The 22632-nt window shown below is 72.0% G+C and carries 25 protein-coding genes; 9 read left to right on the top strand and 16 right to left on the bottom strand.

Annotated features, from left to right (window positions below; genetic code table 11):
* Positions 1-158 precede the first annotated feature (158 nt).
* The 3 genes from ACFYOS_RS07630 to ACFYOS_RS07620 are packed head-to-tail and all read left to right on the top strand — an operon-like array spanning position 159 to position 2556.
* Entirely contained in the window at positions 159-1361 is a 1203-nt protein-coding gene (locus ACFYOS_RS07630; RefSeq protein ID WP_387136699.1) for a sulfite exporter TauE/SafE family protein, read from the top strand.
* Positions 1362-1375: 14 nt separating this feature from the next.
* Positions 1376-1606, top strand: a complete 231-nt coding sequence (locus ACFYOS_RS07625) for a cation transporter (protein WP_387136697.1) — start codon at positions 1376-1378, stop codon at positions 1604-1606.
* On the top strand, positions 1603-2556 hold the full coding sequence (locus tag ACFYOS_RS07620) for a LysR family transcriptional regulator (protein ID WP_387136695.1): 954 nt from the start codon (positions 1603-1605) through the stop codon (positions 2554-2556). The genes ACFYOS_RS07625 and ACFYOS_RS07620 overlap by 4 nt, the downstream gene beginning before the upstream one ends.
* Here the strand turns inward: ACFYOS_RS07620 and ACFYOS_RS07615 are convergent.
* The 8 genes from ACFYOS_RS07615 to ACFYOS_RS07580 are packed head-to-tail and all read right to left on the bottom strand — an operon-like array spanning position 2481 to position 10618.
* The gene (locus ACFYOS_RS07615) at positions 2481-3716 is read right to left on the bottom strand and encodes a VWA domain-containing protein (protein ID WP_387136693.1); all 1236 of its coding nucleotides are present in this window, start codon (positions 3714-3716) and stop codon (positions 2481-2483) included. The genes ACFYOS_RS07620 and ACFYOS_RS07615 overlap by 76 nt on opposite strands.
* Positions 3713-4453 (bottom strand): SRPBCC family protein, encoded by a 741-nt coding sequence (locus ACFYOS_RS07610; protein ID WP_387136691.1) that lies wholly within the window; start codon positions 4451-4453, stop codon positions 3713-3715. The genes ACFYOS_RS07615 and ACFYOS_RS07610 overlap by 4 nt, the downstream gene beginning before the upstream one ends.
* The gene (locus ACFYOS_RS07605) at positions 4450-5319 is read right to left on the bottom strand and encodes an AAA family ATPase (RefSeq protein WP_387136689.1); all 870 of its coding nucleotides are present in this window, start codon (positions 5317-5319) and stop codon (positions 4450-4452) included. Before ACFYOS_RS07605 ends, ACFYOS_RS07610 begins: the two co-directional genes overlap by 4 nt.
* A complete protein-coding gene (locus ACFYOS_RS07600) occupies positions 5316-5894 on the bottom strand; it encodes an NTP transferase domain-containing protein (protein ID WP_387136687.1) in 579 nt (192 codons plus the stop codon). Before ACFYOS_RS07600 ends, ACFYOS_RS07605 begins: the two co-directional genes overlap by 4 nt.
* Before the next feature lie 2 nt (positions 5895-5896).
* Positions 5897-6796, bottom strand: coding sequence for an XdhC family protein (locus ACFYOS_RS07595; RefSeq protein ID WP_387136685.1), 900 nt, complete (start codon positions 6794-6796; stop codon positions 5897-5899).
* A gap of 11 nt (positions 6797-6807) precedes the next feature.
* Complete coding sequence (locus tag ACFYOS_RS07590) at positions 6808-9198, bottom strand: aerobic carbon-monoxide dehydrogenase large subunit (RefSeq protein ID WP_387136683.1); 2391 nt, start codon at positions 9196-9198, stop codon at positions 6808-6810.
* Positions 9195-9743 carry a (2Fe-2S)-binding protein gene (locus ACFYOS_RS07585; RefSeq protein ID WP_387136681.1) on the bottom strand — a complete coding sequence of 183 codons (549 nt, stop codon included), beginning with the start codon at positions 9741-9743 and terminating at the stop codon, positions 9195-9197. The genes ACFYOS_RS07590 and ACFYOS_RS07585 overlap by 4 nt, the downstream gene beginning before the upstream one ends.
* 2 nt (positions 9744-9745) lie before the next feature.
* Entirely contained in the window at positions 9746-10618 is an 873-nt protein-coding gene (locus ACFYOS_RS07580; protein WP_387136679.1) for an FAD binding domain-containing protein, read from the bottom strand.
* A 118-nt stretch (positions 10619-10736) separates the two neighbouring features.
* On the opposite strand from ACFYOS_RS07580, the gene ACFYOS_RS07575 reads away from it, so the two are divergent.
* Entirely contained in the window at positions 10737-11810 is a 1074-nt protein-coding gene (locus ACFYOS_RS07575) for an XdhC family protein (RefSeq protein WP_387136677.1), read from the top strand.
* 70 nt (positions 11811-11880) lie between these two features.
* Here the strand turns inward: ACFYOS_RS07575 and ACFYOS_RS07570 are convergent, their stop codons facing one another.
* Both ACFYOS_RS07570 and ACFYOS_RS07565 read right to left on the bottom strand, forming a co-directional pair.
* A complete protein-coding gene (locus ACFYOS_RS07570) occupies positions 11881-12147 on the bottom strand; it encodes a hypothetical protein (RefSeq protein WP_387136675.1) in 267 nt (88 codons plus the stop codon).
* 2 nt (positions 12148-12149) lie between these two features.
* Complete coding sequence (locus tag ACFYOS_RS07565; RefSeq protein WP_387136673.1) at positions 12150-13085, bottom strand: cyclase family protein; 936 nt, start codon at positions 13083-13085, stop codon at positions 12150-12152.
* Positions 13086-13158: 73 nt separating this feature from the next.
* On the opposite strand from ACFYOS_RS07565, the gene ACFYOS_RS07560 reads away from it, so the two are divergent.
* A complete protein-coding gene (locus ACFYOS_RS07560; protein WP_387136671.1) occupies positions 13159-14088 on the top strand; it encodes a LysR family transcriptional regulator in 930 nt (309 codons plus the stop codon).
* Positions 14089-14228: 140 nt separating this feature from the next.
* A complete protein-coding gene (locus tag ACFYOS_RS07555; RefSeq protein WP_387136669.1) occupies positions 14229-14741 on the top strand; it encodes a cupin domain-containing protein in 513 nt (170 codons plus the stop codon).
* A 104-nt stretch (positions 14742-14845) separates the two neighbouring features.
* Here ACFYOS_RS07555 and ACFYOS_RS07550 read toward each other — a convergent pair whose 3' ends face one another.
* Positions 14846-15376 carry a hypothetical protein gene (locus ACFYOS_RS07550; protein WP_387136667.1) on the bottom strand — a complete coding sequence of 177 codons (531 nt, stop codon included), beginning with the start codon at positions 15374-15376 and terminating at the stop codon, positions 14846-14848.
* A gap of 104 nt (positions 15377-15480) precedes the next feature.
* Between ACFYOS_RS07550 and ACFYOS_RS07545 the strand changes: the two genes are divergently transcribed.
* Entirely contained in the window at positions 15481-16533 is a 1053-nt protein-coding gene (locus ACFYOS_RS07545; RefSeq protein ID WP_387136665.1) for a sensor histidine kinase, read from the top strand.
* Positions 16530-17171 (top strand): response regulator, encoded by a 642-nt coding sequence (locus ACFYOS_RS07540; protein ID WP_387136663.1) that lies wholly within the window; start codon positions 16530-16532, stop codon positions 17169-17171. The genes ACFYOS_RS07545 and ACFYOS_RS07540 overlap by 4 nt, the downstream gene beginning before the upstream one ends.
* 18 nt (positions 17172-17189) lie before the next feature.
* On the opposite strand, the gene ACFYOS_RS07535 is transcribed toward ACFYOS_RS07540, so the two are convergent.
* From ACFYOS_RS07535 to ACFYOS_RS07515, 5 genes are read right to left on the bottom strand one after another with little or no spacing between them, the layout of a single operon-like run.
* Positions 17190-17993 (bottom strand): YwiC-like family protein, encoded by an 804-nt coding sequence (locus ACFYOS_RS07535; protein WP_387136662.1) that lies wholly within the window; start codon positions 17991-17993, stop codon positions 17190-17192.
* Positions 17994-18019: 26 nt separating this feature from the next.
* Complete coding sequence (locus ACFYOS_RS07530; RefSeq protein WP_387136660.1) at positions 18020-19432, bottom strand: multicopper oxidase domain-containing protein; 1413 nt, start codon at positions 19430-19432, stop codon at positions 18020-18022.
* Between the two features lie 3 nt (positions 19433-19435).
* Positions 19436-20668: a hypothetical protein gene (locus ACFYOS_RS07525; RefSeq protein WP_387136658.1), complete on the bottom strand. Its 1233-nt coding sequence runs from the start codon at positions 20666-20668 to the stop codon at positions 19436-19438.
* Positions 20665-20937, bottom strand: coding sequence for a hypothetical protein (locus ACFYOS_RS07520; RefSeq protein WP_387136656.1), 273 nt, complete (start codon positions 20935-20937; stop codon positions 20665-20667). Before ACFYOS_RS07520 ends, ACFYOS_RS07525 begins: the two co-directional genes overlap by 4 nt.
* On the bottom strand, positions 20934-21662 hold the full coding sequence (locus ACFYOS_RS07515) for a helix-turn-helix transcriptional regulator (protein ID WP_387136786.1): 729 nt from the start codon (positions 21660-21662) through the stop codon (positions 20934-20936). The genes ACFYOS_RS07520 and ACFYOS_RS07515 overlap by 4 nt, the downstream gene beginning before the upstream one ends.
* Positions 21663-21721: 59 nt before the next feature.
* On the opposite strand from ACFYOS_RS07515, the gene ACFYOS_RS07510 reads away from it, so the two are divergent.
* Positions 21722-22399: a hemerythrin domain-containing protein gene (locus ACFYOS_RS07510; RefSeq protein ID WP_387136654.1), complete on the top strand. Its 678-nt coding sequence runs from the start codon at positions 21722-21724 to the stop codon at positions 22397-22399.
* Positions 22400-22632: the final 233 nt, after the last annotated feature.

Raw genomic sequence — 22632 nt, 5'->3', positions numbered from 1 at the left:
CACCGACTTGCCAAGATCGCCATGCCGGAGAGCCGGCGTGTCCGCAGGCCGGAGCGGACAGACAACGGCCGGCATCGGGCCGACCGCGGATGGTTGGTCAACGGACCATGCGCCAACGTTGGCCCCGGCCACCTCGGCTCTAGACTCAAGCCGGAGGGATGCGTGTGAATCTGGGCGCTGTCTTGGTCACCGGCCTGTTCGCCGGGGGCATCTCCTGCGCCGCCGTGCAGGGAGGTCTGCTCGCCGGCCTGATCACCCGCCAACGCGCGTCGAGCACAGCGGACGCCGGGTCAACGGCGACGACCCGCGCTGCGCGACTCCCGGCTGGCGGAGGGACAGCGGGCATCGGGAGCCAGCCGGCTGGCGAGACTGGTCGCCAGCAGGGGCGGGCCCGCACCGTCGCAGAACCCCTGCCGAAGCGCGTGCTCGGCGGGTTGCGGGCGGCGCGGGCGCAGGCCGGCGACCACCTCGCTCCGGTCGCCGGGTTCCTGGGCGGCAAGCTGTTCTCCCACAGCCTGCTGGGCGCCCTGCTCGGCGCCCTCGGCACCGCGGTGCAGCTCACGCCCACCGTGCGGGTGTGGACACAGCTGGCCGCCGGCGCGTTGATCATCGCGTTCGGGCTGGCGCAGCTCGGCGTCGGACCGTTCAAACGCCTCACCGTCGAACCCCCGGCGGCGTGGTCGCGGTTCGTGCGTGGCCGGGCCCGCTCCCAATCCGCCTTCGCCCCCGCCCTGTTGGGCTTCTTCACCGTCGTGATCCCGTGCGGGATCACCCTCTCCGTCGAAGCCCTCGCCCTCACTGCGGGTTCGGCGTTGGCCGGCGCCGCAACCATGTCGGTGTTCGTCATCGGCACCGCTCCGCTGTTCATGATGCTCGGGTACGCCGCCCGCCAAGCGGCGACCGCCTGGCAGGGTCGCCTTGCCATCGGCGCCGGCCTGATGGTGCTCGGCGTCGGCCTGTACACGTTCAATGCCGCGCTCAATCTGGCCGACTCACCGCTCGCCGCGAAGAACCTCTCGGGCACGCTGGGGTTCAGGGGCGGTCCCGCCGTAGGCGACCGGTCTGCGGTCCACCGGAACACAACTGGCCGGCAGGAGGTCATCGTCACTGCCCGCAGCGACTCCTACGAGCCGGGCAACATCGCCGTCAAGGCCGGTATCCCGACCAGCTTGGTGGTGCGCTCACAGGAGAACGAGGGCTGCACCCGCGTCTTCGTCATTCCCACCTTGAACAAGCAGTGGACCCTGCCCGAAGACGGAGACGTCCGCATCGACCTGGGCGTACTGCAGCCCGGCGAGCTGGCCTACACCTGCGCCATGGGCATGTACGGCGGAAAGCTGACCATCACCAACCAGCAGTGAGGAGGGCCTCCCGGATGGCTCGCAGCACCGTCACCTACACCTTGACCGTGCAGGGCATGCACTGCGCCTCCTGCGGCATGTTGATCGACGAGACCGTCGAGAAGGTCGACGGCGTCGTGTCATCGACGACCAGCGTGCGCACCGGCATGGCGAAGGTAGCTGTGGACCCGGGCCGCTGCAGCCCTGCCGACGTGGTCGCCGCGATCGGCGACGCCGGCTACACCGCCCGCCTGGAGCGACCATGACCCCGGCGCAGCTGCGGGCATATGTCGCCGTGGTCCGACTGGGATCCGTCAAGCAGGCCGCCGCGCACCTCTCGGTCTCCGAGTCGGCCGTTTCGCTGCACATCGGACAACTACGCAAGGAGTTCGGGGACAAATTGTTCTCCCGGACGGTGGCCGGGCTCGCGTTCACTCCCGGTGGGCTGCGGCTGGCCAGTCGCGCCGCCGAGTTGCTCGGCCTGCAGGACCGCACGGTACTCGAGGTGAGCGCCGCGGGACGCGGTCGCCGACTGCTGCGGGTCGCCGCCTCCAGCCTGTTCGCTGAGCTCGCCGCGCCGGGCCTGATCGAGCTGTTCGCGAAGCGCGCCTCCGACCTCGACGTGGAGCTGAGCGTGCGCGATCCAGGCTCCTTCGAGACGTTGCTGCTGACCCGGGCCGCGGACATCGCCATTGGGCCGCAGCCGTCGGTTGTCAACCCGGCGATCACCTGCCGGCCGGCGATGAACTACCGGCTCGTGATCGTGGTCGGCCCGGACCATCCGCTGGCCGGCGTGCCGGCGTCGGCGGCGCAGTTGCGCTCCCAGACATGGCTGCTGGGCCCTTCGGCGAGCACGGACCTCGGTGCGGTCCAGGCGATGCTGCGCCGGCTGGCCGTGCCCGACGACCGGCAGCAGATCTTCCAGAGCCACGCGGCCGCGCTAGGGGAGGCGAAACGGGGCAAGGGCGTCGCGCCGGCGCTGTCGTTCACCGTCGCGCCGGACGTCCGGACGGGCCAGCTCCTGCTGGTGGCCGGGCCGCATACCACGCTCGAGACCGTCTGGCATTCGCTGGTGCTCGCCGCGGGCACTCCGTCGGCGGCGGCCGAGCTGTCCCGGTTCGCGTCGACGCCGCGGGCGATTCAGGCGATGATGCGCGGCGCGGGCGTCCGGGTCGGCCACTTCAGGCCGTCGGTGCACGTGACGCTCTGGAGCTGACCGGCAACGTCCATCAGGTCCCGGAACGTTCCGGCCGGCAACAGCCGGTCGCAGTAGGGCAACGCGGCGGCCATGCCCGCCACTCGAGGGACGAAGCCGGGGGCGCCGGCCCGCGGATTCAACCAGACGATCCGGTACGCGCGGCGGCGCAGCCGGGCCATCGTGTCGGCGAGCTCGCCGGGCGGGTCGCTGTCCCAGCCGTCCGACCCGATGACCACGACCGCCCCGCGGACGGCGTCACCGTGGTGGGAGGCGAGGAGGGCGCGGAGGTTCGTGGCGATCCGGGTGCCGCCGAACCGGTCGGTCACGGCCGCGCTGGCCTGCGCGACCGCCGCGGCCGCGGAGGTGTGTCGCAGCGCGACCGTGAGCCGGGTCAGCGTCGTGGCGAACGCGAACACCTCCGCGTCGGCGACCACCGCGAACGCTCGCATCAGGTGCAGGTACGCGGTCGCCTGCGCCCGCATCGACTCACTGACGTCGCAGAGCAGCACGACCCGGCGTGGTCGCCGCACCGGCCGCTCGCGGACGACCTCGACGGGTTCCCAGGCGGTGCGGCGGGCCCGGGCGATCGTCGGCCGCAGCGCCACCCGCCGTCCGGTCGGGCTGGCGGCGTGCCGCCTGGTGCGCCGGGTCGGCCAGGCGGCGACGGCCTCGCGCAGGGCTTCGCCGAGCAGTGCGACCTGCCCGCCGTCGAGCTCGTCGAACGGCCGGTCGGCGAGCCCGGCGAGGGCGGCGGGGCGCCGCTCGGGCAGCCGCGTCACCGCTTCGGAGTCCTCCGTCTCGGCGACGGCCGGTGGCAGCGTCGCCCACGGCAGCCCACCGCCCGAGGTCGCGTTGTCGGTGTCCGCGGGCACGGGGACGTGCACGTCGTCCCGGCGGCCCGATGGGGCCGCGGATCGGGTCGGTGGTAGCGGCGGCGCGTCGGTGAAGACAGCCGCGAAAACGCGGTCGAACGCGGCAAGGTGGGCGTGCTGCCGGATCAGGCTGACTCGGGCGGTCCAGTAGAGCGTGGACAGCGAGACGGGTGGGCTGGCAGCGAGCGCCCGGACGAAGTCGCCGACGTCGGTGAGCCCGGCTGGGACGCCAGCGTGCCGCAGGCGGTCGGCGAAAGCCACGGCGACCGCGGCCCGGTCGATCCCGCGAAGTACGCCCGAACTCACCCGCGCCCGACCAGCCAGGCGATCACCGCGCCGACCACGACGAGGCCGACGAGTACCGGCACCAGCCGCTTGGTGATCGAGCTACCGGCGATGCTGAGCAGGTCGAGCGCCTCAGCCTCGGCGGGGGCGGCGGTGGTCGGTGTTTCCACGGGCGTCGGCTCGACGGCGGTGATGCTGGGCGTGGTGGCGACGGGCGCGGCGGCTACGACCGTGGCGGGCTCAGGCTCGGGGCGGGCGGCGGGCGCGGCCGGGGTGTCCGCAGGCTCGCCGCCCGGCACCGCCCGGCTCGTCTCCTCGCTCGCCAGCTTGGCCTCGAGGTTGGCGACGAACTGAGCGAGCAGCTTGCTCGACACCTCCTTGATCATGCCGCTACCGAACTGGGCGAGCCTGCCCGAGATTCTCAGGTCGGTGTCGACGCTGACCAGGGTCCGGTCGCCGTCCGGGCGCAGCTGGGCGGAGACCAGTGCGGCGGCGTTGCCCGCCGACCGGGCGTCGCGGCCCTTCGCGTCGATCACACCGCGGTACTGCGCGTCGTCCTTCTCGACGAATCGCGCGGTGCCCGCGAACTCGGAGATGACCGGCCCGACCTTCACCTTCACCTTGCCCTGGTAGACGTCGCCGTCGACGCCGGTGAGCTGGGCGCCCGGCAGGCATGGCGCGATCCCTTCGAGGTCGGTGAGGACCGCCCAGGCCTGCTCGACCGGGGTGTTGACCGCGAACTCGTTGGTGATCTTCATGGTTGATTCTCCTGATACGTGACGAGCGCGGCGGCGACGGCGGCACGGTCGTCGGGGGTCTTGGCGATGGTGCCGATGGTGCGACCCACGTCGTGGGCGGCGAGGTCGGTGGCGCCCAGCACGGACAGCGCGGCAACCCAGTCGATGGTCTCGGCCATGCCGGGTGCCTTGTCCAGCTCCAGGCCGCGCACGCCGCCGATGAAATCCGTCGCCGTGCGGATCAGCGGCTCGGCCGCACCCGGCACGGCCCGGCGGACGATCTCGGCCGCCCGGCCCGGGTCTGGGAAGTCGATCCAGTGGTACAGGCAGCGCCGGCGCAGCGCGTCGTGCAGCTCTCGGCTGCGGTTGGAGGTGAGCACGACGACCGGCGGCGTGGTCGCGGTGAACGTGCCCAGTTCGGGGATCGTGATGCCGGCCTCGCCGAGGAACTCGAACAGCAGCGCCTCGAACTCGTCGTCGGCGCGGTCGATCTCGTCGATCAACAGCACCGGCGGCACCGGCCCCTGGTGGCGTACGGCCCGCAGGATCGGCCGTTCCTGAAGGAACTCGGCAGTGAACAGGTCGGCGTCGGTGAGTTTCGCGTGCTGCGCCTCGGCGAGGCGGATCGCGAGCAGCTGGCGCTGGTAGTTCCACTCGTAGAGCGCCTCGCCGGGGGTCAGGCCCTCGTAGCACTGCAGCCTGATCAGCGTGGTGTCCAGCGCCCGGGCCAGAGCCTTGGCCGCCGCGGTCTTGCCGACCCCGGGCTCGCCCTCCAGCAGCAGCGGTTTGCCCAGCTTGAGGGCCAGGAACAGGGCCATCGCCATGCCGTCGTCGGCCAGATAGTCGACGGCGTCGAGGCGGCGCTGAACGGCCAGGTGATCCTTCACCGCGCATCGCCCGCCAGCAGCCGTTCGTAGTCCGCGCGGGTGTCCACGTCGATCGGCACCGGCCCGTCGGCGGGCACCTCGGCCACCGGGTAGCGGCCGGAGTGCAGCAGCTTCCAGACGGCCTTGTCGCCGTGCAGGCCGCGCAGCTCGGGAAAGACCGCACGGCCGAATCGGAACGGATGCCCCAGCCCGTCGGAGTACCGGCATACGCCGAGCGCGGGGGCCACCGCGGCGACCCGCCGCACGTCGGCGGCGCGCACACCGGGCTGATCGCCGAGGAGCAGGACGAGCGCGTCGGCGCGCGGATCCACCACGTCCACCGCCGAGCTGATCGACGACCCGCAACCGGTGCTGAAGGCCGAATTCTCGACGACCTCGACCCCGGTCAGGTCCACCCGCTCGCGCACCAGGTTTGCCGCACCGCCCAGCGTCACGAGCAGCTGATCGAAGCCGCAGGAGCGGGCCAGCTCCAGAGTCGCGTCGAGCAGTGTCCGCCCACGGTACGGCAGCAACTGTTTGGCCCCGCCGAGGCGCACGGACGCCCCTGCGGCGAGCACCAGGCCGGTCACGAACACGGCTACACCGCGGTGAAGCGGGCGCGGCAGGCGGGGCAGCAGAACCAGAAGTCCTGCCCGTCGACCCGCGCGTGCGGCGTCTCCGGCCCGACGAGCACGGTCATCCCACACACCGGGTCGACGGCCTGCTGCGGCTGGGACACCGGCGCGTCGGAGGACGCAGCCACGCCGTCCTCCCGCGCACCGGCGGCCGGGGTCAACCCGTCCACCCGGATCGCCCGGACCACCTCACACATGATCGACAGGGCGATCTCCTGCGGCGAACGCGCCCCGATGTCCACCCCGGCCGGCGAGTGGATTCGCGCCCGTTCGGCGTCGGTCAGCTCCAACTGGTCGAGCAGGACCGCGCCGCGCTTGCGGCTGGCGACCAGCGCGATGAAGCCCACGCCGGCGTCCAGCGCCGCCCGGATCGCGTCCTGCTCGCCCTTGCCGAGCCCGGCCACCACGACCGCGGTCGCGCCCGCATAGTCGCCGGCGGCGGCGACCTCGAAATCGAGGAACTCCGCCAGCGTCGCCACCGCAGCGCTGATCGGCGTGCTGCCCGCCAGCCCCAGCACGGGCGCGGGCAGCACCGGCCGCAGGAAGATCTCGATTGCGCCACCGGAGTGGCACGGGTTGACCACCACCCGCGCCCCCGGGGTCTCCGGGAACGTGGCCGTGCCGTCCGGCAGCACCCGCAGCAGCAGTGTGGCGCCGTCCTGCAGGGCACCGAGCGCCGCCGCCCGCACCGAACTCTCGGCGCACGCCCCACCGACAAAGCCTTCGATCGAGCCATCCGAGAGGACCACCGCGGCATCGCCCGGTAGCGCCGACGTCGGCTCCTGCGCGCGGACCACAGTGGCGTGCACGAACGGCTCACCCGAGACGGTCAGCTCGCGGACGCGGTGTGCGATCGTCGACATCGGCGTAGCCCTCACACCGGCGGCCGCGCTTGACCGCGCATCGCGTCCCAGACCCGCGACGGCGTCAACGGCATGTCGGCATGCCGTACGCCGAAGGGTTTGAGGGCGTCCACGACCGCGTTGACGATCGCCGGCGGCGACCCGACCGTGGCCGATTCACCCACGCCCTTCGCGCCGATCGGGTGGTGCGGCGACGGGGTGACGGTGAAGCCGGTCTCCCAGTCCGGTACCTCGAGCGCCGTCGGGATCAGGTAGTCCATCAGCGACGCGCCGAGGCAGTTGCCGTCCTCGTCGAACGCGATCATCTCCATCAGCGCCATGCCGACCCCGTCGGTCAACCCGCCGTGCACCTGCCCCTCGATGATCATCGGGTTGATCCGGGTGCCGCAGTCGTCAACCGCGATGAACCGCCGCACCTTCACCTGTGCGGTGCCGGGATCGACATCCACCACACAGATGTACGCGCCGTGCGGGTAGGTCAGGTTCGACGGGTTGTAGCAGATCTGTGCCTCGAGGCCGCCCTCGACGCCCTCGGGCAGCTCACCGGCACCGTGCGCGCGCATGGCGATGTCCTGGATCGTGACGGACTTGCCCGGGTCGCCCGTGACGTGGAATGCGCCCTTCTCCCACTCCAGGTCGGCAACCGACACCTCGAGCATGCCCGAGGCGATGATCCGCGCCTTGTCGCGGACCTTGCGGGCGACCAGGGCGGCCGCCGCGCCCGACACGGGCGTCGAGCGGCTGCCGTACGTGCCGAGGCCGAACGGGGTGTTGTCGGTGTCGCCGTGCACCACGTCGATGTCCGCCGGCGGGATCCCGATCTCTTCGGCGACGATCTGCGCGAACGTCGTCTCGTGCCCCTGGCCCTGGGACTGCACGCTGAGCCGGACCACGGCCTTGCCGGTCGGGTGCACCCGCAGCTCGCAGCCGTCGTTCATGCCCAGTCCGAGGATGTCCATGTCCTTGCGGGGCCCGGCGCCGACGGCCTCGGTGAAGAACGAGATGCCGATGCCCATCAGTTCGCCTCGGGCCCGCTTCTCCTCCTGCTCGCGACGCAACTCGGCATAGCCCGCGATGTCCATCGCCTGCCGCATGGTGGGCTCGTAGTTCCCCGAGTCGTACACCCAGCCGGTCTTTGTCGTGTAGGGGAACTGCTCCGGCCTGATGAAGTTCTTCAACCGCAGCTCGGCCGGGTCCATGCCCAACTCGTCGGCGAGGCAGTCGACGATCCGCTCCACCAGGTAGACCGCCTCGGTGATCCGGAACGAGCAGGCGTACGCGACGCCGCCGGGTGCCTTGTTGGTGTAGACCGCGGTCATCTTGCAGTAGGCGGCCTCGATGTCGTAGCTGCCGGTGAACACTCCGAAGAAGCCAGCCGGATACTTCACGGGCGCGGCGGTGCCGTTGAATGCGCCGTGGTCGGCGAGCACGTTGGTACGGATGGCCAGGATCCGGCCGTCCCGGGTCGCCGCGATCTCGCCGCGCATGATGTAGTCGCGGGCGAAGCCGGTGCTGACGAGGTTCTCCGAGCGGTCCTCCATCCACTTCACCGGCTTACCCGTGACGATCGACGCGACGATCGCGCAGACGTACCCCGGGTAGATCGGCACCTTGTTGCCGAACCCGCCGCCGATGTCCGGGGAGATCACCTGGATCTTGTGCTCGGGGATGCCCGCCACGATGGCGTAGAGGGTGCGGTGCGCGTGCGGCGCCTGGGTGGTGGACCACAGCCGCAGCCTGCCTTCGACCGCGTCGAAGTCGGCGACCGCCCCGCACGTCTCCATCGGTGCCGGGTGCACCCGGGGATAGACGATGTCCTGACTGACCACCACGTCGGCGCGCCCGAACACGGCTGCGGTGGCCGCCTCGTCGCCGGTCTCCCAGTCGAAGCAGTGGTTGTTCGCCTTGCCCTCGAGGTCGTCGCGGATGAGCGGGGCGTCCGGCTCCAGTGCGCGGCGGGCGTCGATGACCGGCTCGAGGATGTCGTACTCCACGTCGATCAGCTCGAGCGCATCCCGCGCCGCGTACCGGTTCTCGGCTACGACGAACGCCACCTCCTGGCCCTGGAAGCGCACCTTGTCGGTGGCCAGCACGGCCTGCACGTCATTGGAGAGGGTCGGCATCCAGGCCAGGTTCTGCTGGGCCAACATCGCCCCGGTCACCACCGCCTTGACCCCTGGTGACGCCTCCGCGGCGCTCGTGTCGATGCTGACGATCCGGGCATGGGCGACCGGTGCCCGGAGAATGGCGAGGTGCAGCATGCCGGGCAGTTGGACGTCGTCGACGTACCGGCCGCGGCCGCGGACGAACCGCGGGTCCTCCTTACGCAGCATCCGGCCGTGCCCGATCGGCTTCTGGTCGTTGTCGTGGAAGGTGTCCACGCGCTCGTGCACGGTCGTCATGCGACGCTCCCGACGCTCTGGCCGGCGTCCGCGATCTCGCCGGCTTCGCTGGACTGGGCCTGCTCGGGGACCCGGGCTGCGGCGGCGGCCTCGTGCACGGCGGCCCAGCGGACCGAGCGCACGATGGTGGCGTAGCCCGTGCAGCGGCAGATCTGGCCGGAGATCGCCTCGCGGATCTCCGCCTCGGTCGGATCCGGGTTCCGGTCGAGCAGCGCCCGGGTGGTCATCATCATCCCAGGGGTGCAGAAGCCGCACTGCAGGCCGTGGCACTGGATGAAGCCCTGCTGGATCGGGTCGAGCTCGGCGCCGTTGGCCAGGCCCTCGACCGTGCGCACCTCGTGGCCGCCGGCCATGGCGGCAAGTACCGTGCACGACTTCACCGGCTCGCCGTCCAGCCAGACCACGCAGGTGCCGCAGTTGCTGGTGTCGCAGCCCCAGTGCGTGCCGGTCAGGCCGAGCACGTCCCGCAGGAAGTGCACCAGCAGCAGCCGGCCCTCGATCTCCCGGGTGACCTCGACGTCGTTGACGGTCATGGTGACCTGCATGCTCAACTCCTCGCCCGCTCTACGGCCCGGCGCAGGGCCCGTTTGGTCAGCTCGGCGGCCAGATGCCGCTTGTACTCCGCGCTGCCGCGCTGGTCGGTGACCGGCTCGCAGCTGCGCGCCGCGATCGCCCCGGCCTGCTCGAAGAGGCTCTCCGTGGGCTCCTGGCCGCGCAGCGCCGCGGAGATCTCCGGGATACCCGCGGTGTTCGGCCCGACCGCGGCGAGCCCGACCCGGGCGTCCGCGATCGCGCCGCCGTCGAGCCAGACCGCCGCGCCCGCCGAGACCACGGCCCAGTCGCCGGCCCGGCGCTCGACCTTCTCGTACGCGCTGCCGCCCCCCGGCCGCACCGGCAGCCGGATCTCGACCAGCATCTCCGCGTCGCCGACCGCCGTCTCGTACGGCCCGACGTGGAACTCCTCCATCGACACGACCCGCTCGGCACCGCCCGGCCCACGGATCACACAGCTCGCATCCAGGGTCGTGCAGACCGCGGACAGATCCTCGGACGGATCCGCCTGACAGAGCGAGCCGCCCAACGTGCCCCGGTTGCGTACGACCGGATCGGCGATCACCCGCTCGGCGTCGGCGAAGATCGGAAACGCCGCGGCCAACTGAGCGGACTCAAGCAGCTCACGGTGCCGGGTGAGCGCGCCGATGCGCATCTCGTCGCGGCCCGGCCGGATGTAGCCCAGTTCCGCGTGCAGATCGTTGATGTCGATCAAGTAGTCGAAGTTGGCCAGGCGCAGCTTCATCATCGGCAGCAGGCTGTGCCCGCCAGCGACCAGGCGCGCCGTGCTGCCCAGCCGTTCCAGCAGACCGATGGCCTGGTCCACAGTGGTGGCTCGCTCGTACTCGAACGGTGCCGGAACCTGCATGTCGCACCTCCGTAGTCCGGCAAAATCTCACCCCGGCGCCTACCGAAGTCAACGCCGACCTAAGCAATCACTTAGGTCGGCGTTGACCGGGCGGCCGCGGCTCACGGATCGTGCTGACATGCGGGACATCGTCGACGGGCTGACGGCCTGGCGTGCCGCCGGCGTCGCGTTCGCCGTGGCGACCGTCGTACGGACCTGGCGGTCGGCCCCCCGGCAGCCGGGCGCGGCCATGGCGGTCTCCGCCGACGGCGAGGTCCTGGGCAGCATCTCGGGCGGCTGCGTCGAGGGTGCCGTCTACGAGCTCTGCCTGTTGTCGGCCGAGACCGGCAAGGCGGTGACCCAGACCTACGGTGTCACCGACGACGACGCGTTCGAGGTGGGCCTGACCTGCGGTGGCACGATCGAGGTCCTGGTCCAGCCGGACGTCGCGTTGACCGAGCTCGACGAGGTGCTCGCCGCGATCAGAGGAGGCCAGCCGGTCGCCACCGCATCGGTCGAGGACGCGCAGCTGGTGGTCTGGCCCGGCCGGGTCGCGGGCAGCCTCGGCAACCCCGACCTGGACCGCGCGGCAGCGCAGCAGGCGGCCGGCATGCTCGCGACCGGCAGCACCGGCACCATCCACCTGGGTGCGCACGGGGAGCAGCGACGCGACGAGGTGTCCGTCTTCGTCCAGTCGTACGTGCCCCCGCCCCGGATGATCGTTTTCGGAGCGATCGACCACGCCGCCGCGGTGGCCCGGATCGGCCGGTTCCTCGGCTACCACGTCACGGTCTGCGACGCCCGCCCGGTGTTCACCACCCGCAAGCGCTTCCCGGACGCCGACGACCTCGTCGTCCAGTGGCCGCACAAGTACCTCGAGTCGACGGCCGTCGACGAACGCACAGTGCTGTGCGTGCTGACCCACGATCCGAAGTTCGACGTGCCGTTGCTCGAGGTCGCCTTGCGCACCCCGGCCCGCTACATCGGCGCGATGGGCAGCCGCCGCACCCACGAGGACCGGCTGCGCCGGCTGCGCGAGGCGGGTGTGGACGAGGCCGCCCTGGCCCGGCTCTCCTCCCCGATCGGGCTGGACCTCGGCGCGCGAACGCCGGAGGAGACCGCCGTGGCGATCGCCGCCGAGATCATCGCCCAGGCCTGGGGTGGCTCGGGTCGCCGCCTCACCGGCCTTGAGACCCCGATCCACCACCCTTGACCTGATCCGGCTCGGGTTCGACTCGGGCGCGCACCAGCCCACCACCTCCGACGGACGTCGAGCTCCGGGATCACCGCGAACGGGCGGTAGCGGTCGACGCGGTGGTGGCCAACGCCCCGAACCCGATCGCTATCCACACGACGTTGAGCGCGGCGGACGGCCACGCGCCGTGCACGGTCGACGAGACCGCCAGGCCGCCGCCTCCGGCGATGTTGAGCCACTGGAAGGTCCGGCCGTCACCGGCGAGCCGCCCCGTTGACGTCAGGGCGTACGCGGCGAGCAGGACCGCGGCGCCCAGCCAGCCGACCGCCTCCACCACGGTCACGATCAGCGACATGATCAGGCGCCGAGGACGGCGTACGCGCGGACCGGGAACGTGCCCATGCCGGCGACCGGAGCGGGCGCGGCGTGGAACCGGAAACCGGTCACCGGCAACGCCTCGAGGTTGGTGAGGTGTTCGACGAGCGTGACACCCGCGGCGAGCAGCCCGGTGTGGGCCGGCCGGGCACCGTCGGTGGTGTCGTCGACGTTGATCGAGTCGATCCCGACCAGTACTGCGCCGGCCGCGACGAGGTGGTCCACTGCGGCCCTGGTGAGGTACGGGTGACCACCCGACCCGTAGGTGGCGGTGCCGAAGTGCCGGTCCCAGCCCGTGTGTACGAGCACCGCCCGCCCCGCCACGTCGTACGGCGCGAGCAGCTCCGGCCCGATGGCCGGTCCAGGGTGATCGGTGAGCCGCACCACGACACCGGGCAGGTCGGCGAAGCGTTCGGCCGGGATGCCGGCGAGGTCGTAGCCGTCGGCGAACCGATGGTATGGCGTGTCGAGGTACGTGCCGGTGTTGGCCACCATCGTGATCCGGTCGATCTGGAAGGTGGTACCGGGCGCGTAGCTCTGCCGGGACGCGTCGCGGGACACCTGGGCGGTGATCTGCGGTCCGGGAAGGCCAGGATAGGTGATCATGCCGGCGTGGATGCGGTGGGAAAGCTCGACGAGGCCGGGGGCGGCCGGGGGTGGGGCCACGGCCCGCCGCCCCTTGTGCGGCTCGGCGAGCAGCCGCAGCCCGGAGATCGCCACGTCGGCGACCATCAGCAGCCCGAGCTCGCGGACGAACGCGGCTCCCACCTCGGCCGGCCCGACGTGCTCGTCGTCGACGTCGAGCCGGAACCCGTGGGCGGTCAATCCGCCACCGTTGGTGAAGGTGATTTCCGCGTCGAACTCCGCCCGCCACTGCTGTGCCACGTCCCGCCCCCGTCGTATGTTCTCGCTGCTCACAACCGCCAAGGATGGGATTCCGCCGGCGCGGTGACAAGCGAGAGTTGCTGGGCCGGGCATTAAGGAGAACTGCATGGAGATCGACCCGCGCAGGTTGCGCGTGCTGTGGGCGGTGGCCCGGCGTGGCGGCGTCGCCGCCGCGGCGCCGTTGCTGCATCTGACGCCGTCGGCGGTCTCCCAGCAGATCGCCCAACTGGAACGGGAGGTGGGTGTCGCCGTCCTCGACCGGGGCCCGCGCGGGGTGACGCTCACCGAGGCTGGACGCCACCTCGCCGCGACCGGTGAGCGGATCGAGGCGGAACTGACCGAGGCGCGGCGGGCGATCTCCGCGTTGACCGGCCGGGTCGCCGGGCCGGTCACCATCGCCGCGTTTCCGACGGCAATCGCCCACCTCGTCGTTCCGGCGGTGCGCGCCCTCGCCGCCGAGCACCCGGCCATCGACCCACGCGTCCTGGAACTCGAGGGCGAATCGGCGCTGCGGGAGCTCACCACCGGCACGGTCGACGTGTTGATCGACGACTCGGAGCCGGGCACCCTGCCGCAACCGGCCGGCACGGAATCCGTGGCGTTGCTCTCCGACCCGTACCGGGTGGTAGTGCCAACGGCGTGGCAACGGACCCCGCGTGGGCTCGCGGACCTCGCGCAGGACCCGTGGATCGTCGGTCCGCCCGGCTCGGCGGTCCGGCGCGCCCTCGACCGCCTCGCCGACGAGCACGGCTTCCGGCCGTTGGCCGCCCACGAGTGCCTCGAGTTTCCGGCGGTGCTGGCGCTGGTCGCGGCGGGCCTCGGGGCGGCGCTCGTACCGGCGCTCGCGCTCGCCGGCGGCCTGCCTCCCGGTGCCGCGGCCACCGGCCTGTCCGCGCTTGGCGGCCGATACCTCTCGGCGATGCACCGCGCCTACCGGACCGGAGCCTCGCCGGCCGTCGCGGTCACCGTGACCGCGCTCATGGCCGCCGGGCGGGCGGTGACCCCGGTCGTGAATGGGGGAGTGGCGACGCCATAGCGGCACAACGCGGCAACGGTCAGCTCGTCGGGCGGGGATTGGCTCAACGGGGTGACCCGGGATTGGATCTCGCCGGTGGGCCAAGCGATCCGTAGCGTCGGTTTCGAACAGGATCAACAAGCTGTCGAGGTGAGCCGACCATGTCCTATGCACCGCCCCGGTATTTCGGCGAGACGGGTGCGCTGAGCGCCACCTTCCGGCGCGCCGAAGCGCCGCCTGACCTGGCGATCGGGGCCAGGACGAGGGTTAGTCACCTGGCGACCGGAGCGACCACCGACGGTGGGTTCGGTCTCTACCGGTGGGACATGGCCGCGGTCGCGCCCACCGCTGCCACCCCCTCCGGGCACTACCACCGCACCTTCTCCGAGTCGTTCTACATCCTCGAAGGCACCGTCGCGCTCTACAACGGACACACGTGGACCGACGCCACGTCCGGCGACTTCCTGCACGTGCCATCCGGCGGTATCCACGCCTTCGCCAACAACTCCGGCGGGGCCGCCTCGATGCTGGTCCTGTTCACGCCCGGCGCGCCACGCGAGGCGTACTTCGAGGAGCTCGCTGACATCGTCGCGACCGGCCGCGAGCTCACCGAGCAGGAGTGGATCGAGCTGTACGCCCGCCACGACCAATACCCGGCCGGCACCCTTGGCTGACCTCCTGGTCGCCTGCTCCTGCTCCGAGTTGCAGGGCGTGATCGTCGTGTCGTTGTCCAGCACCAGGCCGAGAGTCGGCTGACCGGCTGTGGCTTGGCGGCGCTTCATCGGCTGCCGACGGGGGCGGCCGCACGCGGCGGGGGACTCGCGGTCGGGAGGCGGCTTCGGATCAGGATTGCGAGGCGGTTGGCGACCACGGTGGTCAGGGTGAGCAGCATGATGGAGTCGGCGAACGCGTTGACGCTGATGCGGTTGCCGACCAGGAACGCGCCGAGGTCGCGGGTGAACCAGTGCTGGCAGCCGTAGATGAACGCCTGCCGGGATGCAGCGATCGCGATCCACACGGCCACGTACGCCAGTCCGGCATCGGTCCATGCCCGGCCGGTCGCGTCCACCGTGACGCGCATGAACGAGGATGCCAGGACGCCGAGCAGAGCGCCGGCCGCGACGGTCGCCAATTCGAGGAGCAACCCGTTTCCGGTCAGGTCCCATCCCGGCATGACGAACGGAACGACGACCGCGGAGAGCAACAGCGGTCGCAGCAGGGCCAGCAGGCTCACCCGACGGTGACCCCAGTCCCGGGCCAGCAGGACGGCAACGATGGCGAGGTTGGCGAGGGTGAGTGCGGTTGACATGGGCCTGAAGGTAGGCGGTGCACCGGGTGGAGATCCTCCACCCACTGGACGGATCCTTGGTTGTAGGCCACGATGAGCCGGCTAGTCGATCATGGTGGGCCGCAATGATCACGATGCCCCTGAAGCAAGGCCAGCTGAGGGCCGCTATGGCCGCCGGGCTCGCCTTCATCCTGTGGGGCGAGATCGCCCATTCGGGGATCCTCGGCCTGCACGGCATCCAGTTGGCGACCGCGATCGCGCTGGCCGCCGCCGCAACGGGCTGGATCGGCTGGGCCGTCACCGGCCCGCGTGGCACCTCCGTGCCACTGACCGTGTTTGTCTGCTGGACCGGCGTGGCAGGCAGCGCGCTACTGTTCGTGCATCCAGCACCGGCCGTCTGCTGGTTCACGTTGTGGGCCTGCGTGGACGCGGGTGCCGCGCAACCCGCCCGGATCGGCCTGCCGTTGGCGGGGGTGTGCTGCGGCATCCTGCTTGCCGGATACCTCCTGCACCGGGGCGACCTGCTGGCCACGCTCGCCGCCGTCGCCTTTGTCGCCTACATCGTGGGCCGTAATCGGAGAGACCACGCGCGCGCCGCGATGCTCGCGGAACGCGGCCGCATCGCAGCCGAACTGCATGACATCCTCGGCCATTCACTGACCGCCCTGTCGCTGCACGTGCAAGCCGCATCGGCCGCGCTCGAGACCATCGGTGACCGGGACCACGCGCTCCTTCAGCTGGCCAAGGCGGCGCGGCTGGCCCGCAGCGGGCAGGAGGAAACCGTCGCCGCGGTGCGTACTCTTCGCGACGGCGCTGTCGGCGTCCACGAGCTGTTCAAGAACCTCATCGACTCCTCCGGCCTGACCGCGGACCTCGCCGTGCACGGCAAGCCACGGCCGCTGTCGCCCACCACGGGAATGGCGGTCTACCGCCTGCTCCAAGAAGCACTCACCAACGCCGGAAAGCACGCCCCCGGAACCGATGCCGCAGTGACCCTCTCCTACGAGGCGGACACCCTCACCGTCACCGTCCACAACAAGACCGTCACGGGCACTGACCCGGTCAGCGGCGGGCACGGTCTGCGCGCCATGCGAGAACGGATCACACAGGTCGGCGGCACCCTGACCACCGGCGCCGTCGGTGGCCACTGGCACGTTGAGGCCCGGGTACCGGCGTGAACGTCGTACGGGTGGTGGTGGCCGAGGACCAGGCCGCCGTACGGGAAGGACTCGTCGCGCTCCTCGACCTGCTCCCGGACATCGACGTGGTGGCTGAGGCCATCGACGGGCCCACCGCGCTTGCGGCCGTGGCCTGCCATCAGCCCGACGTCGTCCTCCTCGACCTGCGCATGCCAGGCATGGACGGCATCGCCACCACCGCTCGGCTCACCGCCGACCACCCCGCCACCGCAGTCGTGATCCTCACCAGCTACGCCGACGACGCTTCCGTCCTTGGCGCTCTCGCCGCGGGCGCCCGCGGCTACCTCACCAAGAACGCCGGACGAGCAGAGATCAGCCAAGCCATCGCCGCCGCCGCGACCGGCCTAGCGCCGCTCGACCCCGCCGTGCAGGCTCGGCTCGTCTCCGCCGCCCGGGTCGGGTACGTCCCCACCGACCTGCCCGACGGCCTCACCACCCGCGAGGCTGAAGTCCTCGCACTGATCGCCGCAGGCCTCACCAACCCGGCGATCGCTACCCGTCTGCACATCGAACCCAGCACCGTGAAGTCCCACATCAACCGGATCTTCACCAAGACCGGCATCGCTGACCGCGCAGCCGCCACCACGTACGCCCGCCACCACGGCATAGCCCCGTAAGCGGTAGGCGGGTGTCCGTCACGCCAGTGCCGTACCCGCGACCAGCAACATCAGCGCGCAATTGACGATCTCCACGACGCCCGTCCGTTTGGGCGTCCATCCGCGTCCGGGCAACAGCGCTGCCCGGGCCAGCAGCCAGGCGAACAGGGCGGCAGGCATGAGCCCGAACCAGGCGGCGACCGCGAGCGCCAGGACGTGGTAGCCGACGGACAAGCGGAGATACGTGGGGTTGCCGCGCTCGCGGATGATCGTCTTGACGTAGCAGACCGTACCCACGAAGTACGCCACGCACAGCACGAACATCCCGAACACCGCAGCCGGTGGGACGTCGGCGACGGCCGCGACGACGAACACCATCAGACAGCTCTGCAGCACCGACGCCAGGTCGTTGACGAACGCTCGTTCCTGGCGTCGGGCGGCGTACCAGGTGTTGACGGCGAACAGCGCGGCGTAGCCGGGCGCGTAGACGAGTACGCCGGGCCGCGCGACCACGACGAGCAGCGCCAGCGGCGCGGCCACGGCGGCGTACAGCACCAACTGCGTGCGGTACCGCTGCACGCGGCGGGACTTGACCGCCTGGAAGGCGTAGTAGGACAGCAGGTACCCGGCGATCCAGGCGCCCAGCAGCGGGGCGTCGGGCCACCGGTAGCCGGCCGCGACCAGCCCGGCGAGGTAGGGCACCACGAGCATCGCCCACGCGCCGTGCTGCGGCGGGATGAAGCGTCGCCGGCGCGCCGCGTTACCAGGCTTGCGGCGGCCAGCCTTACCGGGCCGGCGGCGCTGGGCGTCGCCGGGGCGTACCGGAACGTCGACGTGACCCATGGCGGGTCCCTCCTTGACGAGGTCGGCTACGGGGTGACCTGTACCGCGCCGCGGGCGCCGCGGTCGGCGTCGGCCAGCGCGTGGGTGAGGAACGGGTAGGTGCCCGGCTGGGTGAAGACGGTCTCGACGAACCCGCCGCCGGCGGGGGCAAGGTCGAGCACCTGGGCGCCGCCCGGGTCGGTCGGGCGCAGCCGGTAGGCACCTTCGGCGTAGACGGTGTCGAACTGCGCGCCGACGACGTGGAAGGCGGTAGCGCGATTCGGGCCGGCGTCCAGTAGCCAGATCCGGACCCGCTGCCCGGTCCGTGCGGTCAGCGGGCGGAAGGCGTACTGCGAGACGTAGCCGTTGAAGACCACCGCGTCGGCCCGGTCGGCCTGCATCCGCGCCAGGTCAGCCGGCTGGCCGTTGGCGCCGAGATAGAGCTCGGACTGCACGAGGACGTACTCGCGGTCGACCGGGGCGAGGTCGGGTGGGTCGATGATGATCGCGCCGTACATGCCGTTGCCGACGTGATACAGCATCGGCATCGCCGAGCAGTGGTACATCCAGATGCCCGCCTTCGTCGCGGTGAACCGGTACACGGTCTGTCCGCCCGGCTCGATGATGCGCATCGCGATCTCCGGGGCGAGCGCCTCGGCGTGGAAGTCGATCCCGTGCTCCGCGGTGGTGTCGTTCACGAGCGTGACTTCGAAGGCGTCGCCGATCCGTCCGCGCAGCACCGGCCCGGGGGTGGTGCCGTCGAACGTCCACAGCTTCTGCGTCACCCCGGCAGCGACCGCCCGCTCGACCTCCCGGGCGTGCAGGGTGATGCGGTGCACGCGGTCGGTCGGGGCCGGTGCGAGGCGGGCGTCGTGCGCGGTGAAGCCGGCGCCAGGGTCGGCCATCGCGTCGACGCGGGGCGGGTCGCCCGACGGCTGCGCGGTCCCGGGCATCGGTCCCATCGGGTCGCTTCCGCTGGTCGTGCCGGACACGGTGATGGTCAGGCTCATGCCGGACTGCCGGTGGCCGGGCTGAGTGCACCAGCCCTGGACGGTGCCGCCGATGATGCCGGCGTCGAGGCGAGCGGTGGCGTTCGGAGCCAGCATGGCGGTCCGGGCCCCGGTGGCGAGTACGAGGTCGTGCCGGCGGGTGTCGGTGTTCGTGAAGGCGATGACCAGCCGGTCACCGGGCGGCACGGTGATGTGGTCGGGGTGGTAGCGCATCCCGCCGGCGGTGACGGCGACCGTGGTGGTGTGCCCGGTGGCCGGCACGTTCGCCCCGGCGGCGACCGTTCCACGGCTCCCGTCCGTGGCGCGCTGGCCGATGACGCCGACCAGGACGGCGAGCAGCACCAGCGCCACGCCCGCGGCGATCCCGCCGAGCGGCCGACCGGTCGGCGTACCTGCAGGGGGCGGTGGCGCCGGCGACCGCTCGGTGACGGGAGTGGACGGTGTGGACACGGGTCACCTCGTTCGGGACAGCAGGACGCGCAGTGCCGGCACCAGGAACTGGACCAGCGCGACAAGGATCAGCAGGGAGGTGGTGATGTGCACGTACGGCCCCACCGGCAACAGGTAGACGGCCAGGGCCAGATTGGCCATGGTCACCCGCTGCGGCCAGTGCGTGTCGAGCCGGGCGGCGCGTTCGCGTACCGCCGTCGGCCCACCGCCGAGCGCCATCGGCAGCAGGTAGGACAGCGCGCCGACGAGCACCTGCGCGGTGAACCCGACGCCCAGTGGCGCCAGGATTCCGCCGAACCCGTCGGCGGCGGCCGCGGCGTCGGGCGCGCGCAGCAGCGTGATCGCGTCCCACGCCAGAGCGACCAGCAGCCAGCCCACACCGGCGGCGATGGACCAGGTGGCGAAGGAGGCCGGCGGGCGCTGCCCGGCGGTCGCGACGGCGGGCGCCGCCACCCGCAGAACGGCGGCGGCGAACAGTGCCAGGCCGGCCACCGCGAGCACCGGCCACCACGCCAGCGCGCCGACCGCGAGGCAGACCAGTCCGGCAGCGGATACGGGCAGGGCGTTGGCGGCAGCCCGGCCGGCGGCCGGATCCATCCGGGTACGCAGCACCGTCGGCCACAGCGTCAGCAGGGTACCCAGGACGGTGAGGGTGACCCAGCCGAGCAGGTTGACGTGCGCGTGGAACAGCAGCAGCCGGGGCCGCTGCTGCTCGTCGAGCAGCAGCATCCACGCCCCGGCCGGGATTCCGGCGAGCAGGGCGACCGCTGCGGCGAGGTAGTAGTGCACGGTGACTGCGAAGCGGGCAGGCAGCGCCCGACGTAGCCGCGACGTCAGCACGTACAGATGAGCGCCGATGGCAGCGAACGCCGCGGCGGCGCCGACGACGCCCCACCACGGACGGTCCGCCGTGCCGCCGGCGAGCACAGCCAGGATCCCGACGTTGAGCACCGCCAGTCGAAGCGCCTCGCCCCGTCGGGTCGGCGGTGGTGGGTTGCGGAGAACCGCTGCGGCGAAGTGCGCGCTCCACACCACGATGGCGTTGGTGACCGCGCCGAGCAGGAGCATGTGGAGCAGCAGCCAGCGCCCCTGCGCGAGGAACGGGTGCACGGTGCTGACCGCCACGATGCCGGCCAGGTAGGCGACGGGTACGAGCCCGGCCCGGCGGTGCCAGCCGGCCCGCCCCACCGGTGCGCGTCCGTTCGTGGTGTTCGTCGGCGCCTGCACCCTGCTCATCGGACGACCGCTGCGGCGCGGGGGAGCGGGGTCGCGGTGCGGCGGGCCCGTGCGGTAGTGGGGGCCACCGCCCGCACCAGCGCGACGAGGGTGCCGACGAACCCGAGCACCATCACCGGTCCGTGCGCATCGCCGGTCCGGCCGGTGGGGTCCGGTGGCGGCAGCTCCAACCGGACCGGCGCGGCGTAGAGCCCGCCGAGCAGGGCCAGCCCATCGGCGGCGAGCCGCGGCAGCCGCAGTCGGATCGGGATCCTACGTCGATCGGTCACGGCTCCGGCCGTTCCTCGGGCGGGGTGGGATTGCCGGCCCGGACCCGGACCACGCAGGCACCCGGTGCGCCGAACGGCTGCAGGTCGGTGTCGGCGACCGAGGCACCGAGCGCGCCGAGCGCGCCGCCGATGACGCCGAGGTGGACGCCGCACACGACATCCGGGCTGGTTTCCGCGAGCGCCAGGAACGGGCATGAGCGCAGATGCAGCACGGCCGAGTCGGAGTTGTCCCGATGCGCCACCGCAGGGGTGAAGCCGAGGCCGTCCAGCACCTGGATCAGGCCGTCGAGGGGCGCGGTGCGGGCCAGCGGCGCGGCGAGGGCGCGTCCCCAGTCGCGGCCGGCGCGTACGCCGGCCGCGTGCGGGTCGGCCTCCGCGCGCGCCAGGTGCCCGATCAGCGCGCCGGCCAGGCCCTGGTACGCCCGGACTGCCCCGCTCTCGCTCTCCGGCTCGCCCTCGGCATCGGGCGTCGCGTGGTAGCGCCAGGCGGGTCGGCCGGGTGATCCGTCGGACTGGCGGCGGCGCACCAGCAGTCCGGACTCAACGAGCTGGTCCAGGTGTGCGCGCACGGTGCTCGGATGCAGCCCGGTCTGCTCCGCCACCTCGGCGGCGGTCAGCCCGGACTCCGACCGGCGGACCAGGTGCAGCATCCGCACTCGGCTGGCCGCCGCCAGGGCCCGATGGCGGGAAGTGTCGGGTGGGCCACTGGCGGGACCCCGCCGCAGAGTACTCACGGTAGACAAGGTTATAACGCTATTCGCCATCAAAACTAGGAGGCTCTCCCATGTCACACCCGACCGTTGACCTTGCGGAGCGCGACCGGGCCGCCGCAGCGGCCGTACGGCGGCACCACGCCCAGCTCGCCGAGGAGCTCGATCAGCGCACCGAGTCCCTGCTGGGCCTGGTCGAGGGCCAGTATCTGCTCAAGGCGGAGCAGGCCCGCCAGGACCTTCTGGCCTATCTGCGGCGGGACCTTGTGCCTCACGCGCTCGCCGAGGAGCACACGCTCTACCCGACCGCCGCCGCGCAGCCGGGCGGTGCGCCGCTGGTCGAGGGGATGCTCGGCGAGCACCAGGTGATCACCGCGCTCGTCGGCGAGGTGGCCGAAGCCGGCTCGCTGACCCGGGCAGCCGGCGCCGCACGGGCCATCGCGGCGCTGTTCGCCACGCACCTGGCCAAGGAGAACGACCTGGTCCTGCCAATGCTGGTCGGCGCCGCGGACGTGTCGCTGGCGGACCTGCTGTCCGGCATGCACGACCTGCTCGGCGACGGCACGCGCGAACCGCACGGAGCCGCCGAAGGGGACGCCAACGTCGCGCGACCGGAGAGTGCGGCCGGGGGCTGCGGCTGCGGTGGCTGCGGCTGCGGCGGCGACCGCGCCGCCGGACCCGCGCCTGCCCCGATGCTCACCGTCGACAGCCGCCTCGACGTACGAGCGGTCCCGCACAGCGAGCGGTCGTAGCGAATCGCCGTGCCCGACTGAGTGGCCGCGGCCACCGGTGACGCGGGTCCCGGACAGACAGGTCGAAGGTCCCTGTCCAGTTGATCCATCTGCCGAGAAACCTGGATACGCCCCTGCGGTGGCGATGGTGATCACCGCACCGAGCGATACCAGTGGAGGCAGTGATGAGGATCGGGGACTCGCCGGCCGCATCGCCGCACGCCCGACCGGTCAACCCGACCGGCGGGCGTCCG

This window comes from Micromonospora sp. NPDC005806 (assembly GCF_042871425.1).
Lineage (GTDB): Bacteria > Actinomycetota > Actinomycetes > Mycobacteriales > Micromonosporaceae > Micromonospora.
Note: the sequence above shows the minus strand (reverse complement) of the source record. Positions and strands in the feature narration are given on the sequence as shown.